This window comes from Shinella sedimenti (genome assembly GCF_022601905.1).
Taxonomy (GTDB): Bacteria; Pseudomonadota; Alphaproteobacteria; order Rhizobiales; family Rhizobiaceae; genus Shinella; species Shinella sedimenti.
Genome location: NZ_JAKVIN010000006.1, coordinates 335,812 through 361,683, shown reverse-complemented (window position 1 = coordinate 361,683; position 25,872 = coordinate 335,812). Strand labels below are relative to the sequence as shown.

General features: G+C 63.1%; 20 protein-coding genes. 4 read left to right on the top strand and 16 right to left on the bottom strand.

From position 1 onward, the window contains the following. Positions 1 to 79: 79 nt before the first annotated feature. From MKI86_RS16005 to MKI86_RS15960, 10 genes are all read right to left on the bottom strand, one after another. Positions 80 to 424, bottom strand: a complete 345-nt coding sequence (locus tag MKI86_RS16005; RefSeq protein WP_241602289.1) for a DUF6867 family protein — start codon at positions 422 to 424, stop codon at positions 80 to 82. Between the two features lie 16 nt (positions 425 to 440). Continuing rightward, positions 441 to 1,166, bottom strand: coding sequence for an ABC transporter ATP-binding protein (locus tag MKI86_RS16000; protein WP_370879990.1), 726 nt, complete (start codon positions 1,164 to 1,166; stop codon positions 441 to 443). Beyond that, positions 1,166 to 2,059: an ABC transporter ATP-binding protein gene (locus MKI86_RS15995; RefSeq protein WP_241602287.1), complete on the bottom strand. Its 894-nt coding sequence runs from the start codon at positions 2,057 to 2,059 to the stop codon at positions 1,166 to 1,168. Before MKI86_RS15995 ends, MKI86_RS16000 begins: the two co-directional genes overlap by 1 nt. Then, positions 2,059 to 3,444: a high-affinity branched-chain amino acid ABC transporter permease LivM gene (gene livM / locus MKI86_RS15990; RefSeq protein WP_241602284.1), complete on the bottom strand. Its 1,386-nt coding sequence runs from the start codon at positions 3,442 to 3,444 to the stop codon at positions 2,059 to 2,061. Before livM ends, MKI86_RS15995 begins: the two co-directional genes overlap by 1 nt. Before the next feature lie 3 nt (positions 3,445 to 3,447). Further along, positions 3,448 to 4,350, bottom strand: coding sequence for a branched-chain amino acid ABC transporter permease (locus tag MKI86_RS15985; protein ID WP_241602282.1), 903 nt, complete (start codon positions 4,348 to 4,350; stop codon positions 3,448 to 3,450). A gap of 283 nt (positions 4,351 to 4,633) precedes the next feature. Further along, complete coding sequence (locus MKI86_RS15980) at positions 4,634 to 7,060, bottom strand: GcvT family protein (RefSeq protein ID WP_241602281.1); 2,427 nt, start codon at positions 7,058 to 7,060, stop codon at positions 4,634 to 4,636. A 148-nt stretch (positions 7,061 to 7,208) separates the two neighbouring features. Then, positions 7,209 to 7,763: a sarcosine oxidase subunit gamma gene (locus MKI86_RS15975; protein WP_241602279.1), complete on the bottom strand. Its 555-nt coding sequence runs from the start codon at positions 7,761 to 7,763 to the stop codon at positions 7,209 to 7,211. A gap of 10 nt (positions 7,764 to 7,773) precedes the next feature. After that, on the bottom strand, positions 7,774 to 10,731 hold the full coding sequence (locus tag MKI86_RS15970; RefSeq protein ID WP_241602276.1) for a sarcosine oxidase subunit alpha family protein: 2,958 nt from the start codon (positions 10,729 to 10,731) through the stop codon (positions 7,774 to 7,776). Then, a complete protein-coding gene (locus MKI86_RS15965; protein WP_241602273.1) occupies positions 10,728 to 10,997 on the bottom strand; it encodes a sarcosine oxidase subunit delta in 270 nt (89 codons plus the stop codon). The genes MKI86_RS15970 and MKI86_RS15965 overlap by 4 nt, the downstream gene beginning before the upstream one ends. A gap of 7 nt (positions 10,998 to 11,004) precedes the next feature. Then, complete coding sequence (locus tag MKI86_RS15960) at positions 11,005 to 12,255, bottom strand: sarcosine oxidase subunit beta family protein (protein ID WP_241602270.1); 1,251 nt, start codon at positions 12,253 to 12,255, stop codon at positions 11,005 to 11,007. A gap of 159 nt (positions 12,256 to 12,414) precedes the next feature. On the opposite strand from MKI86_RS15960, the gene cysQ reads away from it, so the two are divergent. Continuing rightward, complete coding sequence (cysQ, locus tag MKI86_RS15955; RefSeq protein ID WP_370879989.1) at positions 12,415 to 13,242, top strand: 3'(2'),5'-bisphosphate nucleotidase CysQ; 828 nt, start codon at positions 12,415 to 12,417, stop codon at positions 13,240 to 13,242. 33 nt (positions 13,243 to 13,275) lie between these two features. On the opposite strand, the gene MKI86_RS15950 is transcribed toward cysQ, so the two are convergent. The 4 genes from MKI86_RS15950 to MKI86_RS15935 form a co-directional block, all read right to left on the bottom strand. Further along, on the bottom strand, positions 13,276 to 16,365 hold the full coding sequence (locus MKI86_RS15950; RefSeq protein WP_241602268.1) for an efflux RND transporter permease subunit: 3,090 nt from the start codon (positions 16,363 to 16,365) through the stop codon (positions 13,276 to 13,278). After that, positions 16,362 to 17,435 carry an efflux RND transporter periplasmic adaptor subunit gene (locus tag MKI86_RS15945; RefSeq protein WP_241602267.1) on the bottom strand — a complete coding sequence of 358 codons (1,074 nt, stop codon included), beginning with the start codon at positions 17,433 to 17,435 and terminating at the stop codon, positions 16,362 to 16,364. The genes MKI86_RS15950 and MKI86_RS15945 overlap by 4 nt, the downstream gene beginning before the upstream one ends. Then, the gene (locus MKI86_RS15940; RefSeq protein ID WP_241602265.1) at positions 17,432 to 18,502 is read right to left on the bottom strand and encodes an efflux RND transporter periplasmic adaptor subunit; all 1,071 of its coding nucleotides are present in this window, start codon (positions 18,500 to 18,502) and stop codon (positions 17,432 to 17,434) included. The genes MKI86_RS15945 and MKI86_RS15940 overlap by 4 nt, the downstream gene beginning before the upstream one ends. A 514-nt stretch (positions 18,503 to 19,016) precedes the next feature. Further along, entirely contained in the window at positions 19,017 to 21,323 is a 2,307-nt protein-coding gene (locus MKI86_RS15935; RefSeq protein ID WP_241602262.1) for a methyl-accepting chemotaxis protein, read from the bottom strand. A gap of 365 nt (positions 21,324 to 21,688) precedes the next feature. On the opposite strand from MKI86_RS15935, the gene MKI86_RS15930 reads away from it, so the two are divergent. After that, on the top strand, positions 21,689 to 22,642 hold the full coding sequence (locus MKI86_RS15930) for a ring-cleaving dioxygenase (RefSeq protein WP_241602259.1): 954 nt from the start codon (positions 21,689 to 21,691) through the stop codon (positions 22,640 to 22,642). Between the two features lie 67 nt (positions 22,643 to 22,709). After that, a complete protein-coding gene (locus tag MKI86_RS15925) occupies positions 22,710 to 23,267 on the top strand; it encodes an NADPH-dependent FMN reductase (RefSeq protein ID WP_241602256.1) in 558 nt (185 codons plus the stop codon). A gap of 70 nt (positions 23,268 to 23,337) precedes the next feature. Here MKI86_RS15925 and MKI86_RS15920 read toward each other — a convergent pair whose 3' ends face one another. Further along, the gene (locus tag MKI86_RS15920) at positions 23,338 to 24,894 is read right to left on the bottom strand and encodes a VOC family protein (RefSeq protein ID WP_241602252.1); all 1,557 of its coding nucleotides are present in this window, start codon (positions 24,892 to 24,894) and stop codon (positions 23,338 to 23,340) included. Between the two features lie 156 nt (positions 24,895 to 25,050). After that, positions 25,051 to 25,269 carry a hypothetical protein gene (locus MKI86_RS15915; RefSeq protein WP_241602251.1) on the bottom strand — a complete coding sequence of 73 codons (219 nt, stop codon included), beginning with the start codon at positions 25,267 to 25,269 and terminating at the stop codon, positions 25,051 to 25,053. A gap of 301 nt (positions 25,270 to 25,570) precedes the next feature. On the opposite strand from MKI86_RS15915, the gene MKI86_RS15910 reads away from it, so the two are divergent. Beyond that, positions 25,571 to 25,861, top strand: a complete 291-nt coding sequence (locus tag MKI86_RS15910; RefSeq protein ID WP_241602249.1) for a hypothetical protein — start codon at positions 25,571 to 25,573, stop codon at positions 25,859 to 25,861. Positions 25,862 to 25,872 lie beyond the last annotated feature (11 nt).

Here is a 25,872-nt window from a genome sequence, read left to right as displayed (position 1 = left end):
GGTTTCAACCGGGCGCAACACCCGCATTCATTGCGCCGGTATCGTTTTGCCCCGTCCAGGCGGACGGGTGTTCCCTTGATTATTTCGACTTCCAGGAAAAGGGCGAGACCTTCTCATAAAGCCAGTAGTAATTATTGGTCATCTGCCGCGTCCGGTAGTAGCGGTAGCCGAGCGTAGCAAACAACAAAAGAACGGCAGTGTCCACGACATAGTACTGGGCGGTGAGCATCGTGCCGTTGAACAGCGCGTGGTGGATGAAGCGGATCGCCACACCCAGGAGAAGGATGTAGATGACGAGCGTCCGGTAGGGCTGCCAGCCCTCGGCGACGCTCTTGCCGGTGCGCCATGCGGTCCAGCCGCCCATGATGACGGTGATGAACAGGAACTGCCAGAAAGACGGTTCCTCGTAGAGAATTCCCTGCATTGTCCGTCTCCTTGTCCTAGTGCCTGCCGCCTTCGAGATAGGCCGCGCGCACTTCCGGATTGGCCAGAAGCTCCTTGCCCGAGCCGCTCATCGTCACCTTGCCGTTGACCATCACATAAGCGCGGTCCGACAGCTTGAGTGCGGCAAAGGCGTTCTGCTCCACGAGGAACACGGTCAGCCCCTCTTCCTTGTTCAGCACCTTGATGGCGTCGAAGATGCCCTTCACGATCAGCGGCGCCAGACCCAGCGACGGCTCGTCGAGAAGCAGGAGCTTGGGACGCGCCATCAGCGCGCGACCGATGGACAGCATCTGCTGTTCGCCGCCCGAAAGCGTGCCGCCGCGCTGCGACTGGCGCTCCTTGAGGCGCGGGAAGAGCGTGAAGATCTTCTCCACGTCCTCGTCGAAATACTTCAGGTTGTCGAGGCTCGCACCCATCTGAAGGTTTTCGTAGACGGTCATGCGCGGGAAGATGCGACGTCCCTCCGGCGACTGTGCGATGCGACGGCGCGCGATGAGATGCGTCGGCAGGCGGGTGATGTCCTCGCCGTCGAACGTGATGGTGCCATTGCGCGCCTGGGGGCTGCCGCAGATCGTCATCATCAGGGTCGACTTGCCGGCGCCGTTGGCGCCGATGAGGCTGACGATCTCGCCCTTCTGCACTTGAACATCGACGCCGGCAAGGGCGCGGATGTTGCCGTAATAGGTTTCAACGCCCTGGACGCTGAGAAGCGTATCGCTCATCAGTGCGTACCTCCCACAGTGCCCTCGATCTCCTCGATTTCTTCGATCACCTCTTCGACCTCATCATCTTCGACACCGAGATAGGCCGCGATAACCTTCGGATCGTTCTTCACATGGTCCGGCGTGCCGTCGGAAATCTTCTGCCCATATTCGAGCACGACCACATGGTCTGAAATCTCCATGACGACAGACATGTCGTGCTCGATGAGCAGGATCGACGTGCCGCTTTCCTTGCGGATGGAGCGGAGGAGTTCGTTGAGGGCAAGCGATTCACGCGGGTTGAGGCCCGCCGCCGGCTCGTCGAGGCACAGGACCTCCGGTCCCGTGCACATGGCGCGGGCGATTTCGAGACGCCGCTGGGCGCCGTAGGGTAGATCGCCTGCCGGGTCGTCGGCACGCTCGATGAGATCGGCCTTTTCCAGCCAGTGCCGGGCCACCTCGATGGATTCGGCCGCGGCCTTCTTGTATCCCGGCAGGCCCAAAAGCCCGAGGACCGTGTAGCCGGAGGCCTTCATCAGCGTGTTGTGCTGGGCGACGAGCAGGTTTTCCAGAACGGTGAGGCCCGAGAAGAGCCGGATGTTCTGGAAGGTGCGGGCCACCTTGGCATCGCGCGTGATCTCGAAGTCGTTCAGCCGCTCAAGCAGGAACTCCCGGCCGCCCTTCTGGCGCATGGTGATCATGCCCATGGTCGGCTTGTAGAAGCCGGTCACGCAGTTGAAGACCGTGGTCTTGCCGGCGCCGTTGGGGCCGATCAGAGCGGTGATCTCGCCGCGCTGCGCCTCGAAGGAGAAGTCGTTGATGGCCATGAGGCCGCCAAAGCGCATCGAGAGATGCTCGACCTTGAGAATGGGATCAGCCGTCATCGTGTTCGTTGTCATTGTTTCGGACACCATCAGCCGTGTCCTTCCTTGGTGAAGCTGCCGGAGACCGCCTTGCGTTCCTTCAGGAAGGCAGTCGGTTCACGGCTGCCGACGAAGCCACGCGGTTTCCAGACCATCACGATGACCATGGCGAGGCCGAAGATCAGCATGCGGTACAGTTCCGGCGTGAAGTCGGGACCGAAAATGGCCTTAAGGAACGTCATCTCGCGCAGCAGCTCCGTGCCGCCGACCATGACGACCGCGGCAACGGCAATGCCGACGAGCGAGCCCATGCCGCCGAGAACCACGATGGCGAGAATGATCGCCGATTCCAGGAAGACGAAGCTTTCCGGCGAGACGAAGCCCTGACGCACGGCGAAGAAGGAACCCGCAAAGCCACCGAACATCGCGCCGATGGAAAAAGCTGTCAGCTTGGTCGTGACCGTGTTGATACCCAGCGAGCGGCAGGCGATCTCGTCCTCACGCAGCGCTTCCCACGCGCGGCCGATCGGCATGCGGCGCAGGCGGATCGTCACGTAGGCGGTAAGCAGGGCCAGCGCCAGGATGAGATAGAACAGGAAGATCTTGTAGTAGGCCGAGGACATCGGCAGTTCGAAAACCTTGGCGAAGTTGTTCGGCGCACCAACGTCAAACGACCAGATGCCGAAGACGGAAGCCTTGGGAATGCCCGAGACGCCGAACGTGCCGCGCGTCACTTCCGTCCAGTTGATCAGCACGAGGCGGATGATCTCACCGAAGGCGAGCGTCACGATGGCAAGATAGTCGCCCTTCAGACGCAGCACCGGAAAGCCGAGGATCATGCCCCAGAAGGCGGCCAGAATGCCGGCGAGTGGCAGCAGGACCCAGAAGGAGAGACCAAAGTACTGCGACAGCAGCGCATAGGAGTACGCGCCCACCGCATAGAAGGCGACGTAGCCGAGGTCGAGCAGGCCGGCGAGGCCGACCACGATGTTGAGGCCCCAGGCGAGCATCACGTAGATGAGAATCTGGATGCCGAAATTGTCGACCCATTTCAGCGAGCCCTGCACGCCGAACAGCATGACCATCAGCGGCGGATAGATCAGGAGCGCGACGATGGCGATCTTGCTGAAATTGCGCTTGAAGAAGCTTTCATCCGCCTCAACCGGCGCCTTGGCGGCGGCCTTGCGGGCGTCCATCCACGGACGGATATAGGCGACCGTTAGGAAGCGACCGACAGCGGCCACGGCGACGAAGATGGCAAGCAGGCCCCAGCGCTGGTTCAGCACCAGCTCGTTGCGGATGTTCTGCGTGGTCTCCAGACCGACGAAGAGGACGAACAGGCCGAGTGCCACGATACCGGCAAAAATGCCCTCGCGCAGAGCCCGCGCCGTCAGGTTACCGCCGGCGCTCTCAGGAGAGTAGGAAATGTTGGACATGGATCAAACCTTCTCGACTTCCGGTCGTCCGAGAATACCGGACGGCTTGAAGATCAGGACGATGGCGAGGATGGAGAACGTCGCGACGTCCTTGTAGTCGATGGTGAAATAAGCGGACCACAGGCTCTCGATGAGACCGATGAGCATGCCGCCGAGAACCGCGCCCGGAAGCGAACCGATGCCGCCGAGAACCGCGGCCGTGAAGGCCTTGACGCCCGGAATGAAGCCGTCGGTAAAGACGGTCACGCCGTAATACATCAGGTACATGGTGCCGGCGACAGCCGCCAGCGATGCGCCCATGATGAAGGTCACGGAGATCGTGCGGTCGACGTCGATGCCAAGCAGTGCCGCCATCTTGCGGTCCTGTTCGGTAGCGCGCTGGGCACGGCCGAGCGAGGTCTTGTTAACGATGTACCAGAAGGTCGTCAGCAGGATCGCCGTCAGCAGCATGATGATGATCTGCTTGAGCGAGATCGCTATGCCGAAGACATTGTAGACCGACGAAACCAGCGGCGGGATCGGCTTGTTGCGCGGACCCTGCGTGACCTGGATGAAGTTCGACAGCGCAATCGACATGCCGATGGCCGTGATCAGCGGCGCGAGGCGGAAAGAGCCGCGCAGCGGGCGATACGCCATCTTCTCGATCGTCCAGTTCCACAGCGACGCCGTCAGCATCGCTGCAACCATCATGACCAGAAGCAGAATGACAACCGGCAGGCCGACAAACACGCTGGTCAGGACGAGAAAGGTGATAAGAGCGGCAAATCCGCCGAGCATGAAGATATCGCCATGGGCGAAGTTGATCATGCCGATGATGCCGTAAACCATGGTGTAGCCAATGGCTATCAGACCATAAATCGAGCCAAGAGTCAGCCCGTTAACGAGCTGCTGGACGAAATACTCCATATATAATCCCCCGGATGCAGTCCGCTTTGGCCACATCTCTTGTTCTTGCGCTCATTTTTTGAGCTTGTGTAGACAAATGAATTCCATACCGCTTTCGATACAAAAGGGAAGCCAAAAAAACCCGGATCGACAATTTCTTTGGGCGAAAGCGCCAAATGACGTAATTAACGCCACGATATCCAAAAAAGCGGCAAGAAAAGCGGGACCTGGGTGCAAAACGATGCACCGCGACGACGCAAACATTGGTTCATAACGAAACATCGTCGCAACGCCGCGGCAGGCCTTACTTGCGCATCTTGGCTCCCGAGGGATCGAAAAGCGGCACGCGCTGCAGGCGGGCGGGCAGCATCTCACCCAGAAGCTCCACCGACCACCCCTCCGTCACGTCTGCGAGGTCCTTCGGCACATACCCGATAGCGACCGATACGCCGGCCGCATGCGCGTATCCCCCAGATGTCACCCAACCGCGCAAGACGCCGTCGAGAGAGATCGGCTCGTCGCCGATGACGTCGGCATCCGTCGCCTTGAGGATGAAGGTGCAAAGCCGCAACGTGCCGCCGCTCTCCCGCTCCGATCTGGCAGCGGCCTTGCCGATGAAGTCCGTCGCCTTGTCCAGCGCGACGAAGCGATCAAGCCGCGCTTCCATCGGGCCGTAGAGCGGGCGATATTCCCGCGACCAGCTGCCATAGGATTTTTCCAGGCGAAGCGCGTTCAGCGCCCGAAGGCCGAACAGGCGGATGCCGAATTCCTTGCCGGCGTCGAGGATCAGGTCATAGAGGTAGCGCTGATACTGCGGTTTCATCCAGATTTCGTAGCCGAGGTCGCCGGTATAGCTGACGCGCCCCACGATTGCCGGCGCCATGCCGAGGTCCATGCGGCGCACCGCCATAAAGGGAAAGGCGGGCGTCGACAGGTCCTTATGCGTGAGCTTGCCCAAGACCTCACGGGCGTTCGGGCCGGCAATCGCGAGGCCGACCAGACCGAGATTGAGGGCCTCAAGCGTGACCGACCCGTCCTTCGGAACATGCGCTTCGAACCAGCGCATGTGGTAATCCTCGGCAATACCGGAGCCTATGAGCAGGAAATCGCCCTCGCCCAGCTTGGCGAGCGTGAAATCGCCGATCAGCTTGCCGTCCGCCTTCAGCATGGGCGCGAGCGTCATGCGGCCGGTCGCAGGCATGCGGCAGGCAAGCAGCCGGTCGAGAAAGGCTTCCGCACCCCTCCCCTTCACGGCATATTTGGCGAAGCCCGAGGTCTCCATAAGGCCGACGCTCTCGCGCACGGCTTTGGCCTCCGCACCGACCGTCTCGAAATCCGTCGATCGCCGCCAGGAAAAGTGATCCTCGACACCGGCGGGGGCGAACCACAGCGGCTGCTCCAGGCCGTAGGACGCGCCGAAGACGGCACCGGCTGCCTTCAGCCTGTCATAAATCGGCGTCGTCAGAAGCGGGCGCCCGGCCGGCAGCTCCTCGTTCGGATAGCGGATGGAGAAACGGCGTGAATAGTTTTCACGCACCTTGGCGTTGGTATAGCCGAGGGTCGCGAAGTCGCCGTAGCGCGCGACATCCATGGCAAAGACATCGAAACCGGGATCGCCATGGATCATCCAGTTGGCGAGCGCCAACCCGACGCCGCCGCCCTGGCTGAAACCGGCCATGACGGCGCAGGCCGACCAGAAATTCGTCATGCCGCGCACGGGGCCCACAAGGGGGTTGCCGTCGGGCGAAAAGGTGAAGGGGCCGTTGATGATCTTCTTGATGCCCGCCTTGTTGAAAGCCGGAAAATGGCGAAAGCCCACTTCCAATTCTGGCGTGATGCGCTCGATATCCTCTTCCAGCAGCTCGTGCCCGAAATCCCACGGCGTGGTCAGCGGCGACCACGGACGGCACGCCTTCTCATAGGTGCCCATCAGCATGCCGTTGCGTTCTTGGCGGAGATAGATTTCTCCGTCGAAATCCACGCAATGCATCAGCTCCTTGCCGCGCGTCTGGTTGAATTCGATGACCTCGGGCATGTCCTCGGTGATGAGATACATGTGCTCCATGGCCAGAACCGGCAGTTCGAGCCCGACCATGCGGCCCACCTCACGCGCCCAGAGGCCGCCGCAGTTGACGACATGCTCAGCGATGATCTCGCCCTTGTTGGTGAGGACGCGCCAGCTGCCGTCCTCGCGCTGCGCGAGGTCTTCGACCTTGGTGTGCAGGTAGATTTCCGCACCGTTCTTCTTAGCCGATTTCGCATAGGCGTGGGTGGTGCCGTAGGGATCGAGATGGCCTTCCACCGGATCGAACACCGCACCGACGAACTGGTCGGGATCGATGAGCGGCATGAGGTCATGCGCTTCTTTGGGCGTCAGCAGTTCCGCCTCCAGCCCCATATAGCGCCCCTTGGCGAGGATCGACTTCATCCAGTCGAAACGGTCCTTCGTCGCCGCAAGCATCATGCCCGACGTCATGTGCAGGCCGATATCCTGGCCGGAATAGTCCTCGATCTCCTTGTAGAGTTCCACCGTGTACTTCTGGAGCTTGGCGACGTTCGGATCGCCGTTGATCGTGTGCATGCCGCCGGCGGCGTGCCAGGTCGAGCCGGAGGTCAGCTCGGAGCGCTCGACGAGCACGACATCGGTCCAGCCGAACTTGGTGAGATGATAGAGAACGGAGCAGCCGACGACGCCGCCCCCGATGACCACGACCCTGGCATGGCTCTTCATGAAAAACTCCGGCTTACGGCGGTTGAAGGAACGAGAGGCAGTGCGTGAAGGCAGCCTATTTTGTCCCTCGCCGGCGCGGCAAGACCGGGTTGCGAAACCTAATGTCGCTTTATCGATTTCCAATGTCGGGCGGCGGCGCGCGGCCCCGTCAGCGCGTCGCGAAATCGACCGATAGATCGTGGCTGCGCGCCATGATCTTGATGTCGTCCACCAGCGCCTCGGCAAAGCTGCGCATGACGACAAGATCGAAGCTTTGCGCACCGGTGCGGGCCAGATTGACCGAAATTTGATGGCACAGAACGTTCGCCGCCCGGCCGACGGGGAAGCTGTCGACGTGAAGATCGACCGCGACGCCGTTGGCGAGAATGCGCGCGGCATCCGGCCCTGACAGGGTCAGAGCGACACGGCCATGGCTCTGGTCGATGACGATAGCGGCATCGCCGAGCCGCACACCGAGTTCGGCGGAAAGCGTTTCGGGCGCATGGACCTCCGACAGCACCAGCCACTCGCCGGGACCGGAAAACCGCACCTCGAAGTCGCGGTTCGCGACGAGAATGCCGACCGCCTCGGGCACTCGGCCCGGCGACGCCAGAACCATGGCCATTGCCGTCGCACGGTGTACGGCGAGATGGTTGGCCCGCCGCTCGGCGATCGCGCCGATCGTCCCTTCCAGAGCATGAACCGCCTGATAGTCGTAAGCCATCCCTGCCCCCCTATGCCGTGAGCTTGCTGTTATCAGGATCGACGAAAACCGGATGGCAGACTTCCGCAATGGTCTCGACCCCGCGCAGCCGGTCCCACACCACGACCTTCTCGCCATAGCGCTCGCGGCCGGATTTGAGGAAGGCAAGCGCTATGGGCATGCCGAGCGTCGGCGAGAAGCAGGCGGAGCTCACCCAGCCCTGGTCATTTATCGTCGAGGGCTTGGCGCCGTCCTTCAGCAGATGCGCGCCGGCCCGCATTTCTTGATCCGCCTCCAGCGCCCTGAGGCCGACAAGCTGTGCCCGGTCTGCCGCCGTCAGGCCGAAACGGCTGGAGAGCCGCTTGCCGATAAAATCCGCCTTGCCCGCGGCCATCATGTGGCCCAGCCCGGCGTCGTCGGGTGTCACGCGGCCGTCGAGTTCAGCGTGGGTGACGTGGCCCTTCTCGATCCGCAACACATTGAGCGCTTCGACGCCATAGGCACATATGCCGTGCGGGGCGCCTGCGCGCATCAGCGCATCGGCCACCACCTCGCCATAGCCGGCCGGCACCGCAAGCTCGTAGGCAAGTTCGCCGGAAAAGGAGATGCGGAAGAGCCGTCCCTTGAGATTGCCCTTGAGGCGGACCTCACGGGCGGCCAGGAACGGGAAGGCCGCATGGGACAGGTCGTCCTCCACGATGGACTGAAGGATGACGCGTGCCTTTGGCCCGGCAATCGACATCTGCGCCCATTGGTCGGAGACGGAGAGTAAACGTACGCGCAACTGCGGCCACAGCACCTGTGCCGCAAACTCCATATGCGAGAGTACGCCCGCCGCCATGGCGGTGGTGGTCGTGATCAGGAAATGCACCTCACCTAACCGGCTGACCGTGCCGTCGTCGAAGACTATGCCGTCCTCGCGCAGCATCAGCCCATAGCGGGCCTTGCCGACCGGCAGTTTCAGGAGCGGATTGCAGTAGAGCCGGTTGAGGAATTCGGCCGCATCCGGCCCGAACACCTCGATCTTGCCGAGCGTCGAGACATCGCAGAGGCCCGCATTCTCGCGAACGGCGCGCACCTCCCGGTCGACGCTCTCCCGCCACGTCTTCTCCTCGCCCTTGGCAAACCACGACGGGCGATACCAGAGGCCGGCCTCGATGAAGGCGGCGCCGTTGCGCGCCGCCCAGCCATGCAGCGGCGATCGGCGGGCGGGCATGGCATGCGCGCCGACCGACGTACCGGCAAGCGCGCCGAAGGAGACCGGCGTATAGAACGGGCGGAATGTCGTGGTGCCCACCGCGGCGGGGCTTACGCCGCGCATGGCAGCGAGAATGCCGATCGCGTTGATGTTGCCGAGCTTGCCCTGGTCCGTCGCCATGCCGCCCGTCGTGTAGCGCTTGGCGTGCTCGACATGGCCGAAGCCCTCACGCACGGCAAGGCCGAGATCGCCGAGATGCACGTCGTTCTGGAAATCAACGAAGGCTTTCGACTTCGCCCCAGGCACATGCCAGAGCGCCGTGAAGGACGGATCGATTTCTTTTCCGACCACCGGCGCCTTGAAACCGGACGCTTGCCGCCCGAGCGCCTCGACGACGGCGGCAGCCTTGCGTGCACCATCCTCGAAACAGGCAGACAGGCCGTATTGCCCGGCAGCCGCACCGGCAGGCGCGAGGCCGGTCCCGACATCGGGCGCCAGAAAGGCCTGCAAAGCGTCCGACCAGACAGGCTTGCCGCCGCGCTGGCAGGCAAGATGAATGACTGGGCTCCAGCCGCCCGACATCGCGACGGCATCGCAGGCGATCAGCTCCTCAAAACCGCCGCGATCCGCGACAATGCCGCGAAGGCGCGCAGCGCCTCTCGTATCGACAATCGAGCCGCCGCGGATGAGCCGGACGCCGGCCGGCGCCGCATCGGCGGCATCCGTCCGGCTGTCGATGAGGGCGGCGATCCCGACGCCCTGCGCAGCCAGGTCCTGCGCCGTGCGGTACCCCGAGGAGCCGTTGGTGAAGATCGTGACGGCCTTGCCGGCGGCCACGCCGAAGCGGTTGGCATAAGTGGCGGCCGCACTTGCCGTCATCACGCCGGGCCGGTCATTGCCGCCGAAGACCAGTGGTCGCTCCTCCGCTCCCGTCGCGAGGATGGCGCGCTTCGCCACGATGCGCCACAGGCGTTCGACGGGTTTTGCCGCATCCGTCGTAACGCCGTGTTTCTGCACGCGCTCGAGCGCGCCGAACACATTGTCGTCGTACCAGCCGAAAACCGTCGTGCGCGGCAGCAAGGTCACATTCGGGCTGTTCTGCAATTCGTCCAGCGCGCGCCGGGCGAAGATATAGGGCGCCTCCCCATCGATCCGCGTCGTCTCGGAAAGCAGCGTGCCGCCGAGAGCGAAATCTTGCTCGGCAAGGATCACACGCAAGCCCGATCGCGCCGCGACCAGCGCAGCCGCAAGACCGGCCGGCCCGGACCCGATCACCAGCAGATCGCAATGCGCCCAGCTCTTTTCGTAGGAATCGGGATCGGCCGAAAGATCGGTACGGCCAAGCCCGGCGGCGCGCCGGATGAGCGGCTCGTAGACCTTCTCCCAGAAGGCCGCCGGCCACATGAAGGTCTTGTAGTAGAAACCCGCCGACAGGAAGCGCGACATCCAGCCGTTGACCGCGCCGATATCGAAGGCGAGGCTCGGCCATCGGTTCTGACTGGTGGCGACGAGGCCGTCATACAACTCGGCAACGGTCGCCTTCGTGTTGGGGTCACGCCGCACTCCGCTGCCCACGGTGACCAGCGCATTCGGCTCGGAGGGGCCGGCCGTCACGATGCCGCGCGGACGATGATACTTGAAGCTGCGACCGACGAGCAGCCTGTCGTTGGCCAGAAGCGCCGAGGCGAGCGTATCGCCCGCATGGCCAGCCAGGTTTTTGCCGTCGAAAGAAAAAGCGAGCGTGTGGCTGCGGTCGATCAGGCCGCCGGCCGGAAGGCGATAAGCGGTCATTGGCCGCCCTCCGCCGCGGCATCGGCCACGGAAAAGACGGCATGGGTGAGATTGTCGCGCTCCACGAGCAGCCAGCGCCGGCATCCGGCGACGTGCTGCCAGTGTTCCCGCACCCGACCGCGCGGATTGCTCCTGAGATGCACATAGTCGTGCCATGCCTCGTCGGAAGCCATGGCCGACGGGCGAACCGGCGCGGCGTCGCCTCTGATCATAAACTCTTCCTTGGGGCGCGTGCCGCAGTGCGGACAGGAAATCAGGCTGGCCATGACGCGCTCAATGCAGGTTGGGCTGGGTGCCGGCACCCGCCTCGTCGATGGGGAAACCGCGCTCGAAGCGATCGAGCCGCAACGCACGCGCCACATAATGGCTCTCGCCCTTGGCGATCAGATGCGCGAAGCAGAAGCCGGAGGCCGGCGTCGCCTTGAAGCCGCCATAGCACCAGCCGCAGTTGAGGTAGAGATTGTCGATGGGCGTGCGGTCGATGATCGGCGAGCCGTCCATCGACATATCCATGACGCCGCCCCAGGAGCGCAACACCCGCACGCGCGAAAGGCCGGGGATCATCGTCACGCCTTCCTCCATGACATGTTCCGCCGTCGCGAGATTGCCGCGTTGCGCATAGGAGGAGTAGCCGTCGATCTCCGCGCCGAAGACCAGCCCGCCCTTGTCGGACTGCGAAATGTAGAAATGCCCCGCGCCGTAGGTGATGACATGATCGATGCAGGGCTTTAGCCCCTCGGTCACGAAGGCCTGAAGCACATGGCTTTCCAGCGGCAGTTTCAACCCCGCCATCTCGGCGACGCGCGACGAGTTGCCGGCTGCGGCAAGCGCCAGCTTGTTGCAGCCGATGAAGCCCTTCGTCGTCTCGACTCCCGTGACCACGCCGTTCTCTCGACGGATACCCGTGACCTCGCAGTTCTGGATGAGGTCGACGCCATGCCGGTCGGCCCCGCGGGCAAAGCCCCAGGCGACCGCGTCATGCCGCGCGGTGCCGGCCCGCCGCTGAAGGAGACCACCCATGATGGGGAAGCGCGCATGATCGAAATTGAGGAAGGGCATCATCTTCTTCAGCGTATCGCGCTCGATCAGTTCGGCTGCCACACCTTCCATCATCATGGCATTGCCGCGGCGGATATACTGTTCGCGCTGGCCGTCATTGTGATAGAGGTTGATAATGCCACGCTGGGAGAACATGACATTGTAGTTGAGGTCCTGCTCAAGCCCTTCCCACAGTTTCAGCGAGAATTCATAGAACGGCTCGTTGCCGGGAAGCATGTAGTTGGAGCGGACGATCGTCGTGTTGCGCCCGACATTGCCCGAGCCGAGATAGCCCTTCTCGATGACGGCGACGTTGCGCAGGCCGAATTCCTTGGCGAGGTAATAGGCCGTCGCAAGACCGTGGCCGCCGCCGCCCACGATGATCACGTCATAATGCGGCTTCGGATCCGGCTCCCGCCATGCAGGTTTCCAGCCGAGATTGCCGGCGAAGGCTTGCTTGAAGATCGAAAAGGCGGAGTAACGCATGCGATGTCCCGGATGAGATGCGCCACCTTCGCACATGGCGCGCAAACGGCAAGACGGGAGATCGCCGCACCCTGCCCTCAGCAATGATCTTTCCACATCCACGGCCGGCCACGTCTTGGCATTTGCTTTCGGACCGCGCCGGGATTAAGCCATTCCATCATGCAAACGGACCTCGCAGAGCTGAAACAGGTGCTGGAGACCGCGGCGCTCGCCGCCGGCCACGTCATCATGCTCATCCACAATGCGGGCGCCCATATCCGGCACAAGTCGGACAATTCCCCCGTGACGGAAGCGGACGAAGAGGCCGAGCGGGTGATCCTTGCGGCCCTGCGCCGGCATTTTCCTGCCATACCCGTCGTCGCCGAGGAGGCCGTCGCGGCCGGTATCGTGCCGGATATTTCAGGCGGCCGTTTCTTCCTCGTCGATCCGCTCGACGGAACCAAGGAGTTCGTGGCAGGCCGCAGCGAGTTCACGGTCAACATCGCCCTCATCGACAATGGCGCGCCGATTGCCGGCATCGTCTTCGCACCGGCACTGTCGTCCGGTTTCGTGGCGGTGGACAACCGGGCGGAACGGTTCACGGTAGCGGACGGCCGGACCATCGCCGAACGACAGGCCATCGGCTGTCGCAAGCACGGCGCGGCTATTACCGCAGTCGCGAGCCGCTCGCACGATACGCCGCAGACCGCCCGTTTTCTCGACGATCACGGCATCGATGCCTGCACGGCCATCGGCTCTTCGCTGAAGTTCTGTCTGGTGGCAGAAGGTATCGCAGACGTCTATCCGCGTTTCAGCCGCACCATGGAATGGGATACGGCGGCGGGCGATGCGGTGCTGCGCGCGGCCGGCGGCGGCACGCGCACGCTGGATGGCGAACCGCTTACCTACGGCAAGCGCAACCAGCCTGATGACAGCGACTTCGCCAACCCGAACTTCATCGCCGCTCGCGCCGGCTGGAACGCCATCCTGTCACCCGAAACGAAATGACCTCGCTTCCGGCGAGGTCATTTGCAGGTGATATCAGGCGGCAGTGACGGGTTCGGGCTCCGGTCCGGGCGTCGCCTCGTCCTTCTCTTCCGGCTTGATGCGGAACCAGGCGATATAGAGCGCTGGCAGGAAGAGCAGCGTCAGCACCGTACCGACGATGATGCCGCCCATCATGGCATAGGCCATCGGGCCCCAGAACACTTCCCGCGAGATGGGGATGAGGGCAAGGCTCGCTGCCGCCGCCGTCAGCATGATCGGCCGCATGCGATGCTCCGTCGCCTCCCGAACCGCATCCCAGGCATGTTTGCCCTCCTCCCGCAGATGCTCAATCTGCACCACGAGGATGACGGAGTTGCGGATGAGGATGCCGATCAGCGCCAGCACGCCCAGGATGGCGACGAAGCCGAGAGGCGCCCCGCTGCCGAGCAGCGCGATGACCACGCCGATGAGTGCCAGCGGCGCCACCGCGAAGACCAGGAACAGCCGCGAGAAGCTCTGCAACTGCAGCATCAGGATCGTCGCCATGGCAAAGAGCATCAGCGGCACGACGGCCACGATGGGCGCCTGGCTGTTGGCGCTTTCCTCGACCGCACCGCCGACAGCAATATCATAGCCGGAGGGCAGCTCGGCGCGGAAGGCATCGACCTGCTTTTCCATCTGCGAGACGATGGTCGCCGGCTGCACACCGCCGGTCACGCTCGCCTTGACCGTGATGGTGGGCTGGCGTGAGCGGCGCCACACAACCGGCTGCTCCATCTCGTAGCGGAAGTTGGCGACGGCGGCGAGCGGCACCGAGGTTCCGTTGGCCGTCGGCAGCTGCAACTGGCGCAGCGTCTCGATGGACTGCCGCTCGCCGGCCCGCGCCCGGCCGATGACGTCGATCAGGTAGGTATCATCACGGATCTGCGTGACCGTCGTGCCGCCGACGACACCGTTGAGCGCCGAGGCGATATCCTGCGATGTCACGCCGAGCTGGCGGGCCTTGTCCTGGAGGACATCGACCTTCACGACGCGCGCGGGTTCATTCCAGTCATAGACGATATCGCCCAGCCGGTCGTTGCGGCCAAGAAGCTCGCCGAAAGCAAGCGCCTGCTTGCGCACTTCCTGGATATCGGGACCGCTGACACGGTACTGGATCGGACGCCCGACCGGCGGGCCGATGTCGAGCAGCTTCACGAGCGCGTCCGTGCCCACAAGCGTCGTGCGCAGATAGGCATCGAGATCCGCCTTGAGCCTGTCCCGCGCTTCAAGATCCTTGCTGACGATGACCGTCTGGCCGAAGGCCGGCGACGGCGGCTGCACGTCGAAGGACAGGAGGAAGCGCACCGCACCCTCGCCCACATAAGACGACCAGCGCTCGATATCGGGATTGCCCTTGAGCTTTTCCTCTTCCAGCCTGGCGATCTGCGCGTTGGTTTCGGCAATGGAGGCGTTCTGCGGCAGCGCCCAGTCGATGACGAGCTCGGGACGGTCGGACGACGGGAAAAACTGCTCCTGCACGAAGCGCATGCCGAAGACCGAGACAGCGAAGACCGCGACGGTCGCAACGATCGTCGTCCACTTCCAGCGCATGCACACATCGAGGATGCGGGCGAAGATGCGTCCGAACCAGCCCTTCTGCTCATGGTGCTGCTTCATGCTCTTGGGCAGGATCGTCACACCGAGCAACGGCGTGAACACCACAGCCACCACCCATGAAACGACAAGCGAGATCGCGATGACGACGAACAGCGAGAAGGTGAACTCGCCGGCGGCACTGTTGTTGAGGCCGATCGGGATGAAACCCGCCACCGTGACCAGCGTGCCGGTCAGCATCGGGAAGGCGGTGGATGTGTAGACGTAGGTCGCCGCCTTGCGCAGCGTGTCCCCCGCCTCCAGCCGTGCCACCATCATCTCGACCGCAATCATGGCATCGTCGACGAGAAGCCCGAGCGCGATGATCAGCGCGCCCAGCGAGACGCGCTGCAGGGATATCCCGTCGTAATACATGAAGACGAAAGTGATGCCGAGCGTAAGCGGAATGGAGAGCGCCACGACGAGACCAGCGCGCAGGCCAAGGCTCACGAAACTGACGATGAGCACGATAGCGACTGCCTCGAACAGCGCGCGCGTGAACCCCGACACCGCCTCCTCGACCACCTTCGGCTGGTCGGAGACCAGATGCACATCGACGCCAATGGGCAGCTCCTGCGAGAGCGTCTCGATCTTCTTCTCAACCGCTGCGCCAAATTCCAGCAGGTTCGAGCCCTGCTTCATGCCGATGGCAAGGCCGATTGCCGGCTCGCCGTTGAACCGGAACAGCGCCGACGGCGGGTCTTCGTAGCCGCGGGTGATGGTGGCGATGTCGCTCAGGCGGAAGAAGCGGTTGTTGACGCGCAGATTGACCTCGCGCAGGCTTTCCTCCGAACTGAACTGCCCGCCGACGCGCACGCTGACGCGCTCCCCGCCTGCCTGCACGACGCCCGATGGGGCAATCGCGTTCTGCGCCTGTAGCGTCGAGACGACCTGCTGGGTGGAAATGCCGAGCGCGGCGAGCTGGCGCGTGGAGAATTCGAGATAGATGACTTCGTCCTGCGCACCGATGAGATCGACCTTGCCGATATTCGGCACCGTCAGCACGCGCCTGCGGGCATCCTCGACGTAATCGCGCAGCTGGCGCTGAGTCAGGCCATCGGCGGTGAAGGCATAGATATTGCCGAAGACATCGCCGAAGCGGTCGTTGAAGGCGGGACCGACGACACCGGCGGGAAATTCTCCTCTGATATCGTTGATCATATTGCGGACGGTCTGCCAGGTCGGCGCCACGTCGCGGGCGCGCGTCGTCGGCTTCAGGTTGACGAAGACGAGCGTCTGGCCGGGCGTCGTCACGCTGCGGGTGAAATCGAGCGATTCCAGCTCCTCCAGCTTGCGCTCGATGCGCTCCGTCACCTGTCGTGTCGTCTCCTCCACGGAGGCGCCGGGCCAGGCAGCGCTGACCGTCATGGTCTTGATGACGAAGGACGGATCCTCCTCACGGCCGAGATTCTGATAGGTGAAGAAGCCGAGCAGCGCGAAGACGATCATGAAATACCAGACGAGCGACGCATGATCGAGCGCCCAGTCCGAAAGGTTGAACTTCTTCATAGGTTTGCCTCGTCTTCGATCTTTACTTTCTGGCCGTCCTCAAGGCTGTTCACCCCGGCTGTCACCACGCGGTCGCCCTCTTTGAGCCCGCTTGAGACGGAGAGATACCGGCCGGCACCGGCCCCTGTCTCCACGGGGGCAAGGCGCACCTCGCCCTTTTGCATATCGACGATCCAGACATGCGGCTTGCCGTCCTTCAGGAGGATGGCCGTCTCCGGCACCATGATCGCCGTCAGGTCGGGCCCCTCCAGCTCTGCCGTGATGGTCGTACCGAGCCGCACCGTGTCCGGCGGGTTTTCCAGAGCGATCTTGACGCGCCGCGTGCGGGTGACCGCATCGGCGGACGGCGCGACCTCGCGGACGGCACCGTTGACGGTTATGGCAGGGTTGATCTGGAGGGAAACGCGGAACCGGCTGCCCACCGCAATCGCCACGGCGGTCTCGGGAATATCCACCACCGCATCGCGCTCATCAGGGCGGGCAATGGTCACGATGGCCTCGCCCGGCGAAACGGTCTGGCCGACTTCCGCCCCCGTGGCGACGACGACGCCGTCGAATTCGGCCTGGATGCGGGTATAGGAAAGTTGCTCCTCGGCCTTCTTGAGCGCCGTGCGCGCCCTGGTCAGGCCGGCCTCGGCTGCGGCGCGCGATTGTTCGGCGCTTTCGACGGCAGCCCTCGCGGCCGCGTTGGACTGAAGCAGTGTCCGCTGCCGTTCATCGGCCGCCACCGCGCTCGCCAGCGTCGCTTCGGCGCTGGATAGCTCCGCCCGGGCCGAACGAACCGCCAGCTCATAGGCGGTCGCGTCGAGCACGGCAAGTTCGTCGCCCTTCGCCACGAGATCGCCGACATGAACGCTGCGCGAAACAAGGCGGCCGGCGACCCGCGAACCGAGCGCGGCCTGAACCTTCGCCTGCACCGTGCCTGCGAAGCGGGTGCCCGGCAGCGCGACCGGCGTGGCCACGGTGTAGAGCACGGGCCGCGGCGGCGCGGCCGCTTCTTCTTCCTGCTTGCAACCGGCAAGCGCCGTCGCAGCGATGAGAACCGCGCTCATGACAAAGAACCGTCTCATTGGGCTTTCTCCTCGGTCGCGGTGATCGTCTGGCCGGGCCTCAGCAGCTTTGTTCCATCGGTGACGTAGGTCTCCCCTTCCTCGACCCCGCCGGAAACCAGCGCTACACCCGTTTCGAAGGAGAAGATTTCAACGGGGCGGAGGTTTACGGTGTTCTCCGCCTTGTCGACGATCCAGAGGGCCGGCTTGCCGCCCGATTCCGCGAGCGCCTGCCACGGCACCACCACGACGCGGCGCGGCGCAAGCGTGCCTACACCGAGGACCGACGCACCGAGTGTCATTTCCGGCGGTGTGCGGTCCATCGCGACCTTCACGCGTACCGTACCGGTCTGCGTATCGATGGTCGGCGAGATTTCCCGGACATTGCCGGTCGTCTGCACCCTGTCGTCGCTGAGCAGCGTAACCTGCACGGCATGCTTCGAGGGTTGCTCGAAGAACAGGGATTCGTAGACGTTGAATACCGCGTCACGCGGACCGTTGTCGGCGAAGGAGAACATGGTCTGCGCCGCCTGAACGACCTGGCCCGCTTCGGCGAGACGCGCTGTCACGATGCCGTCGGCCGGCGCGCGAAGCTCGGTATAAGAGAGCACGTCCTTGGCGGTATCGCGCTGGGCAATGGCCGTTTCGCGCGCGCTTTCGGCGTTGCGTAGCGCAGCCTCGGCATCGTCGAAATCGCGCTGCGTGCTGATGCCATCATCAAGCAGCGACTTCTGACGGTCGAAATTGGCGCGGGCGAGCTTCAGCTGTGCTTCCGCCGCCTGCACGCCGGCCTCGGCCGCCTCGACATCGGCCTTCTGCTCCTCGGGATCGAGCCGCGCTAGAACCTGACCGGCGCGAACGGCATCGCCGACATCCACGAACCAGCCTGTGATACGGCCGCCGACGCGGAAGGAGAGATCGGTTTCCACCCGCGCGATGACCTCTCCGGTGATGGAGACGGTCTGCTCCCGCTCCTCGAAATGAACGGGTGCGACATGAACCGGACGCGCCAGGCCATCTGCGCGGACAGGCAGGCAGACCAAAGACAGCGCCAGCGTCGTCAACAGCATCCTGCCGGATCGGGTCATCATCATCTCCAACTGCGGAACACCCACTTAATGTGGGTCCTCATTATATCGAGAAGAACAATCTGGCAAGCGACGACACAACTGGACGTCGCGTTCCACGCTCACGAATTTTGACGCAGTGTCCGGAAAAATCCAACGGCGAAACGTGTTCGCCGGAAATTAATGGAAGAGGCGTTTCGCACCGACGCTTGAAACAATAAAGCCGCCGGCAATCCTGGAACCTTGCTGGTCCCTTCAGGCTGCGCGGCGGCTTGATCGGAGCACCGTTTTTCGGACGCTTCTATCTCGGTCCCCTCTGGACCTGCAATTTAAGAAGCAGGAAGCGTGCCAGCTTCGGAGAAAGCGAAAAAATCTTTTATATTCAATACCATAATGGAGAGTCCAAAATGTAGGCCCTCCTGGTATCCGCAGTAAAACAGATCAAATTTCATGCAGCGCACAAAACTTGTGCACGCTTTTGGCACCCACAAAAAGGGCGGCCTGTCGAGCCGCCCTCATCACCCCTTATGCAATCTCAGAATTCTTCCCAGTCCTGCGCGACGGCCTGGCCGCCACCCAACGCCGCGACGAGCTTGTTGCCGAGCGCACGGGCGCCGGATGCGACGGGGCGGTGTTCGCTCGCGGATGCTATAGCCGGACGCGTGGCAACGGCGCCGGCGCCGAGGCGGAACTGTGCGACGAGTTCGTTGAGTGCGGCGGCCTCGCTTGCCAACGCGTGGCTTGCGGCGGTCTGCTCCTCTACCATGGCCGCGTTCTTCTGCGTCCCCTGGTCGATAGAGTTGACGGCGGCGTTGATCTCGTGAAGGCCGGTCGACTGCTCGCGGGCCGAACGCACGATGGCCGCAACGTTCTCGTCGATCTCCTGCACCTGGTTGACGATCTGCTCGAGCGCCGAGCCTGTCTCGCCGACGAGCGCCACACCGAGGTTGACCTGCTCTCCGGACTTGGTGATCAGCGCCTTGATCTCCTTGGCCGCATTGGCCGAGCGCTGGGCAAGCTCACGAACTTCCTGCGCCACGACGGCAAAGCCCTTGCCGGCCTCTCCGGCGCGCGCGGCCTCCACACCGGCATTGAGCGCCAGCAGGTTCGTCTGGAAGGCGATCTCGTCAATCACGCCGATGATATTGGAAATCTCCCGCGACGAGGTCTCGATACCGCTCATCGCGCCCACCGCCCGACGAACGACGTCACCGGACTTTTCCGCGCCGAAGCGCGTGCGCTCGACCAGCTGGCCGGCATCCTCCGCGCGCTTGGTCGCATCCTTGAGCGAAGTCGTAATCTGCTCGAGCGCAGCCGCCGTCTCCTCGACGGAGGCAGCCTGCTGTTCGGTGCGCTGGGCAAGATCATTGGAAGCCGTGCGGATTTCCGCGGAACCGGCCTGGATGGCATTGGCATTGCTGCCGACAGAACGCAGGACGGCCTGGAGCTTTTCGACTGACGCGTTGAAATCATGGCGCACCTGATCGAGCGAACCGGCAAAGCTCTTTTCGATCCGGTAGGTCATGTCACCGTTCGCCAGCTTCTGCAGGCCATCGGCAAGGGCCTCGACCGCGACGCGGGTCTGGCGCTCGCGCTCGACCGCCTCTTGCGCGCTCTGGCGGCGCTCTTCTTCGGAAAGGGCGCGGCTCTGTTCCGCCTCCCCTTCCAGACGCACCTTGGCGAGTGCGGCGTCGCGCAACACGGCGAGCGAGCGGGCCATTTCGCCGATTTCATCCTGACGCGTCGATTCGGAAAGGTCCGCGTCCATCCGACCCGCCGCGATCGCGCTCGTCGCGTCGATGACCTTGGCGAGGCGCTTGCGGAAGCGCGTGGCGAGAATCCAGCCGATCGCCGCCATGAAGCCTGCCGCAATGGCGATCACGACAATAGACGTGGTGGCGAGCGCCGACACGCTGGCAAAGAGCACCGATTTCGGAACGGCGACGACGGCAAACCACGTCGTATCCGGCGTCAGCGAGATCGGCACGGCCACGGCCGCCAGCGCCTCGCCGGCAGGATCGGCGATGTCCTTCACCGCCCTGGGATTGGCGATCAGATCCTGCCAAGCGGCGGCGTCGAGCCCGGAATCGGCAAGCGACTTGCCGAGCAGGGCCGTATCCGGATGGCTGATGATGCCGCCGTTCTGGCTGAGCAGGGCAACGTAACCCGCGCCGAGAGGCTTTAGTTGCATCACGTCGCCGGCCAGCGAATCCAGTGCGATATCCACGCCGGTCTCTCCCATGAACTTGCCGTCGAACAGCAGCGGTACCATGAAGGATGTCATCAGCACGTTCTTGCCGCCGACAGCGTAGCTGTAAGGCTCGGTCAGGAAGTCCTTACCTGTGGCCTTCGGCACCTGGTAGTAGTCGCCGGCTCCGGGCGTGTCATAGTCAACGAGCGCCTCCACGCCGACCTTGCCTTCGTTGCGCACAAAATAGGGAACGTAGCGGCCCGTGGCGTCATGGCCGGGCTTGCCTTTGTAGGCATCGTCCTTGCCGTCGAAGGCATTCGGTTCCCAGCCTGTGCTGACACCGAGAGCGAAAGCATTGTCCGCCATCAGCCGCTCAAATATCTGGTTCATCGTCTCGCGGCTGGGCTCGCCGGTCGCCTTCATCGCGTAGAGTGCGGAGCGCATGTTCCAGCTTAACGCCTTGACCTGCGCGAAATAGGTCTCGACCTTGCCGGCGCTGGCATCAGCGGCATTGACCATTTCGGAAATCGACCGCTCCTCCACCGCCCGATGGGAAAGCCAGACTAGGACACCAGCTGTCGCCACCGTCGTGGCAACACCGGCCGCCACGATGGCGAGCATGTTTCTGGCAGTCGCGGTTTTAGGCAGCATCAGTCGTCTCCTGAAATGAGCGTATCGGTCGTCATAGGGAAGGAACAGGACATGCCGCCGCCAGCGGCCCGGAGAGACGAAATTCATTTCGCAAAAATGAACGTAAGCATGTGCTGGTTTACGAAACGATAAAATTTGATGGACCAATCTTGCGCCGGCCCGAAAAACCCGTCGTTTTCAAACAAATGCGGCAGTCCGGGCTGTCATGGCACCGTGACACGGCTGAAACGCCGTTCAATAAAAGTGAACAATCCGTTCGCCCTGCCTGGGCTTCCGGGCGGGGCCTTCAGACACGATATTCGGGTCAACGACAGGTCTCGCCCCGAGGCCGCCAGATGTGCCGAAGTTCCGGAGAGGAGTTCATCATGACCTTGCAGCTTACAGGCATCCATCACCTGACCGCCATCACCGCGAATGCGCGCGAGAACCTGCAATTCTATACCCAGGTTCTGGGCTTGCGCCTCGTCAAGAAGACGGTCAACCAGGACGATACAAGCGCCTATCACCTTTTCTACGCCGACGGCCTCGCCTCGCCCGGCTCCGACCTCACCTTCTTCGACTGGCCGGTCGGCCATGAACGGCGTGGCACGCACAGCGTCTCCCGCACCGGCCTGCGCGTCGCCAGCCTGACGTCGCTCGAATGGTGGAAGGCCCGCCTTGCCGAACACAAGGTCAAGGCCGGCGGCATACGTGACGTCGCGGGTCGTGCATCGCTCGACTTCGAGGATGGCGAAGGCCAGCGCTTCCGCCTGACCGTCGATGATGCCGGCGCACCGTCCAATCCCTGGGACAGGAGCACGGTCCCGGCCGAGCACCAGATCAAGGGTCTTGGCCCCATCACGCTCAGCGTACCGGATATCCGCAATACGCAGGCCGTGCTCGTGCAGGTGATGAACATGACGGAAATCTCGACCTATCCCAACCCGGATGGCGAGGGCGATGTTCATGTCTTCTCGATGGGTGACGGCGGCCCGGCGGCCGAACTGCATGTCGCTGTCGAACCGAACCTGCCGGCGGCCCATCAGGGTGCAGGCGCTGTACATCACGTCGCATTCCGTGCGCCTGACGTCGAGGCCCTGCACGCCTGGACGGAACGCCTGCGCGGCTTCCGCCTGCCTTCCAGCGGCGAGGTCGAGCGCTTCTACTTCCGCTCGCTCTATTTCCGCGAGCCGAACGGCATCCTGTTCGAAATCGCGACGGACGGCCCCGGATTCGCCGTGGACGAACCGCTGGAAACCCTGGGCGAAAGCCTCTCGCTTCCGCCCTTCCTCGAACCGCGCCGCGCGCAAATCGAGGCCCGGCTGAAGCCGCTCGCCTGACTTGACCCAGACCCCGGCGCGACGAACAATCCGCCGGGGTTTTTCTATCCATGAACGGAGACACGAGATGACAAAACTGGTCGCTATTTCCGGCAGCCTGCGCAAGGGATCCTTCAACACCGCGCTGCTGCGCGCCGCCCTCGGCATGGCGCCGGAGGGTGTCACCATCACGGCGGGCTCCATCCATGGCATCCCGCTCTACGACGGCGATGCGGAAGCCGCCGACGGCATTCCCGAAGCCGTCGTTCGCCTCAAAGACCAGATCGCCGAGGCCGACGGCGTCCTGCTGTTCACCCCCGAATACAACAACGGCATTCCCGGCGTCTTCAAGAACGCCATCGACTGGCTGAGCCGCCCCTCCTCCGACATCCCGCGCGTGTTCGGCGGCAAGCCCTTTGCCATCACCGGCGCCTCACCCGGCAATTTCGGCACGCTCCTGTCGCAGGAAGCGTGGCTGCCCGTGATGCGCACGCTCGGCACGGTGCCGTGGTTCGGCGCAAAGCTCATGGTGTCGCGCGCCGGCACCGTCATCCAGGACGGCGCCATCGCCGACGAAGCAACCGAGACGAAGCTGCGTGATTTCGTGGCGGGCTTCGCCGCCTTCGTGCGCGATTACAAAAGCTGAAGTTTCCATTCCACCGAATCGAAAAGGGGCGTGTCCTGCGACACGCCCCTTTCTGTTCCGACGTTCGATATCAGCCGATGACGCGTTCCTTGTAGGCCTTCGCCAGTTCGAGATCGGCTGCGCCGATGTCATGGCCGGCGCCAAGCAGCGTGTTTTCCACCGTAGCGCCGGCGGCCTTCAAATGCGCCTCGAGATCGCCCGCATAGCGGCCATAGGGATCCGACTGGCCGGTGATCATCAGGACGTTGGCACCGGATAGATCGGCCTTCGGCACGATTTCCAGGACATTCATGCCACGCAGCAGCACCGCGTTGCGGATGAGGCCCGGATGCAGGAGCATCACGGCCCCGATCATGTTGGCGCCATTCGAATAGCCTACGAATAGCGTCTTGTCCGGGTTGAGCCCATAGGCGGCATTCGCCCCCTCCATTAAGGCCGCGAAGGCTTCCGCCTCGTGGACGATGTCCTTCTGGTCGAAGGTAACAGCGGTCAGGCGGCGGAAGAACCGCGGATAGCCCTCATCGGCGCTGCGGCCGCGCGGGCTGAGCAGCACGGCACCCGGCGCAAGCCGCGCGCCGAAGGGCAACAGGCTCGTTTCGTTCCCACCGGTGCCGTGCAGCAGCACGACGGCGGTGCCATCGGGGTTTTCAGGATTATGAACCCGGTGGACAAAGGGAAGGTCTCTTTCACGCATTCTTTCTTTTCCCGGCAGTGAAAATTGCGGAAGCCGTGCCCGGACATCCTCCGGGTCGGCGCGGAAATGCCTTGGCACGAACAGCTGCGTGCCCAGTGTCTCAAGCGGTTCATCCACCGTCATGCCCGGACCGTCGGTCGCGTATTCCAGAAGCGAACCGCCCGGCTCGCGGACATAGAGCGAGTAGAAGTAGGTGCGGTCGTGCATGTTGGTGTCGCCCGCATCGTCGTTCGCCAGCCGGCCGGCCACGGTTTCCACCGCGGCGCGATCGGGCGCGCGAAGCGCGATATGGTCGATGGTCCCCGTGCCCGGTGCCGCTGTCCAGAAACCGCTTGCATCGCGGATATCCAGGATATCGCCGGTGTCACCGGCCAGCCGCAGGATGCCATTGGCGTCGGCCACCTTGTGGAAGCCGAAATGACGCGCGATGAAATCAGCGGTCGCGGCCGGCGCTTCCGACAGGATCGTCGCACCCCTGATACGCTGGATCGCGTCCGCCGACGAGATATCCTTCAGGACATGCGGCGCCGGCCCGTCGACATCGGCCTCGCCCACGAGCTTGACGATGATGCCGTCAGGATCCTTCAGGCGCAGCACCGCTTCGCCGAACTCCTGCACGGGACCGGTCATCGCCACATTGTAGCGAAGCGCGCGCGTCAGCCAGAAGCCGATGGCCTCCGGCTTGATCGAAAACGCGATCTCCGACGGCTGACCGAGCCCAACCCGGCCGGGAGAACCATCCTCCCACGCCAGGAACGTGATCAGCGAGCCCGGGCTGGCAGCCGCATCGCCGTAGAAGAGATGAAGCTGGTCGGCGTCCTCGTAGCCGGCCGTCCGCTTGACGAGCCGCAGGCCGAGAAAGCCCGCATAGAAATCGACGTTCTCCTGGATTTTCCGGGTGATCGCCGTGATGTGATGGATGCCACTGGTCATGGGGCACCTCCTTTCACGCTCAGAAAATCAGGATTTGCGGGGCCGCGCCAGCCGAACGACAGTGAATGGATTGTTCACAAAAAGAGACCGGCCTCGCGATAAACGAGGCCGGTCGTCAACCGACACAAGACAGTGCCGGGCACATCCAATTGATGATTACGCCGCCGCGATGCGGCCCTGCGGCATCGCCCGCGCAGCGCCCGGAGGATTGCTGAGAAGACGGCGGATCGCCGCCCGCACTTCCTCTGCCGAGGAAAAACGCTGGGAATCGAGATCCCAGACGGAATATTTTACGGCAACGAACTTCAGCCGATCCTCATCCGGAACGACGACGCCGACGGCTTCACCACCGATTTCGATAACCTGCTTTTGCATAACAACTCCTGCCGTACCGGGGGCACAGCCAATTCTCTTTGCGATGAATTCGAAGAGGGTACTCGGATCACATTCGGCAGAACGCCGTATGCACTTTCCCTGTAATCGTTTCACGACAGGAGCTCGCCACGCGCACGGAGGCGATGCATTTATAATCGTACATGACACACTCCCTTTGGTTGGCGCTGACACCCAAAACCGGATGTCAGAGGCGGACCGGATCAAAACAGCATGCGGCCCTCATGCGATGCTGCGATAGTTAATTGTCCCTAAGGCTCCTGTCAAGGAATCTCGCGGCATTTTGAAAAAAATTACCATCGAATCCATCGGACACCGCGAAACACAAAATAATGTTCGCGCTCTCAGCATTATGCAGAAAAATATGTCACAAAGACGAAAATTGGCGGGCATCTCGGTGACGCAACCCAGTGGCGTTCTGCGCTTTGTCAACTTTCGCAAAGCGCGCAGAAAGCAAGCCGCAGCCGTTGCAGAGCGGACACACCATGCTTCCGAAGCGGGGGAAAAACGCTGTGGGACCATTCTTTTTTTGAAAGGAGGCTCGATCTTGGAGCCAATTATAAATAAAGGATGAATCAGCAATCC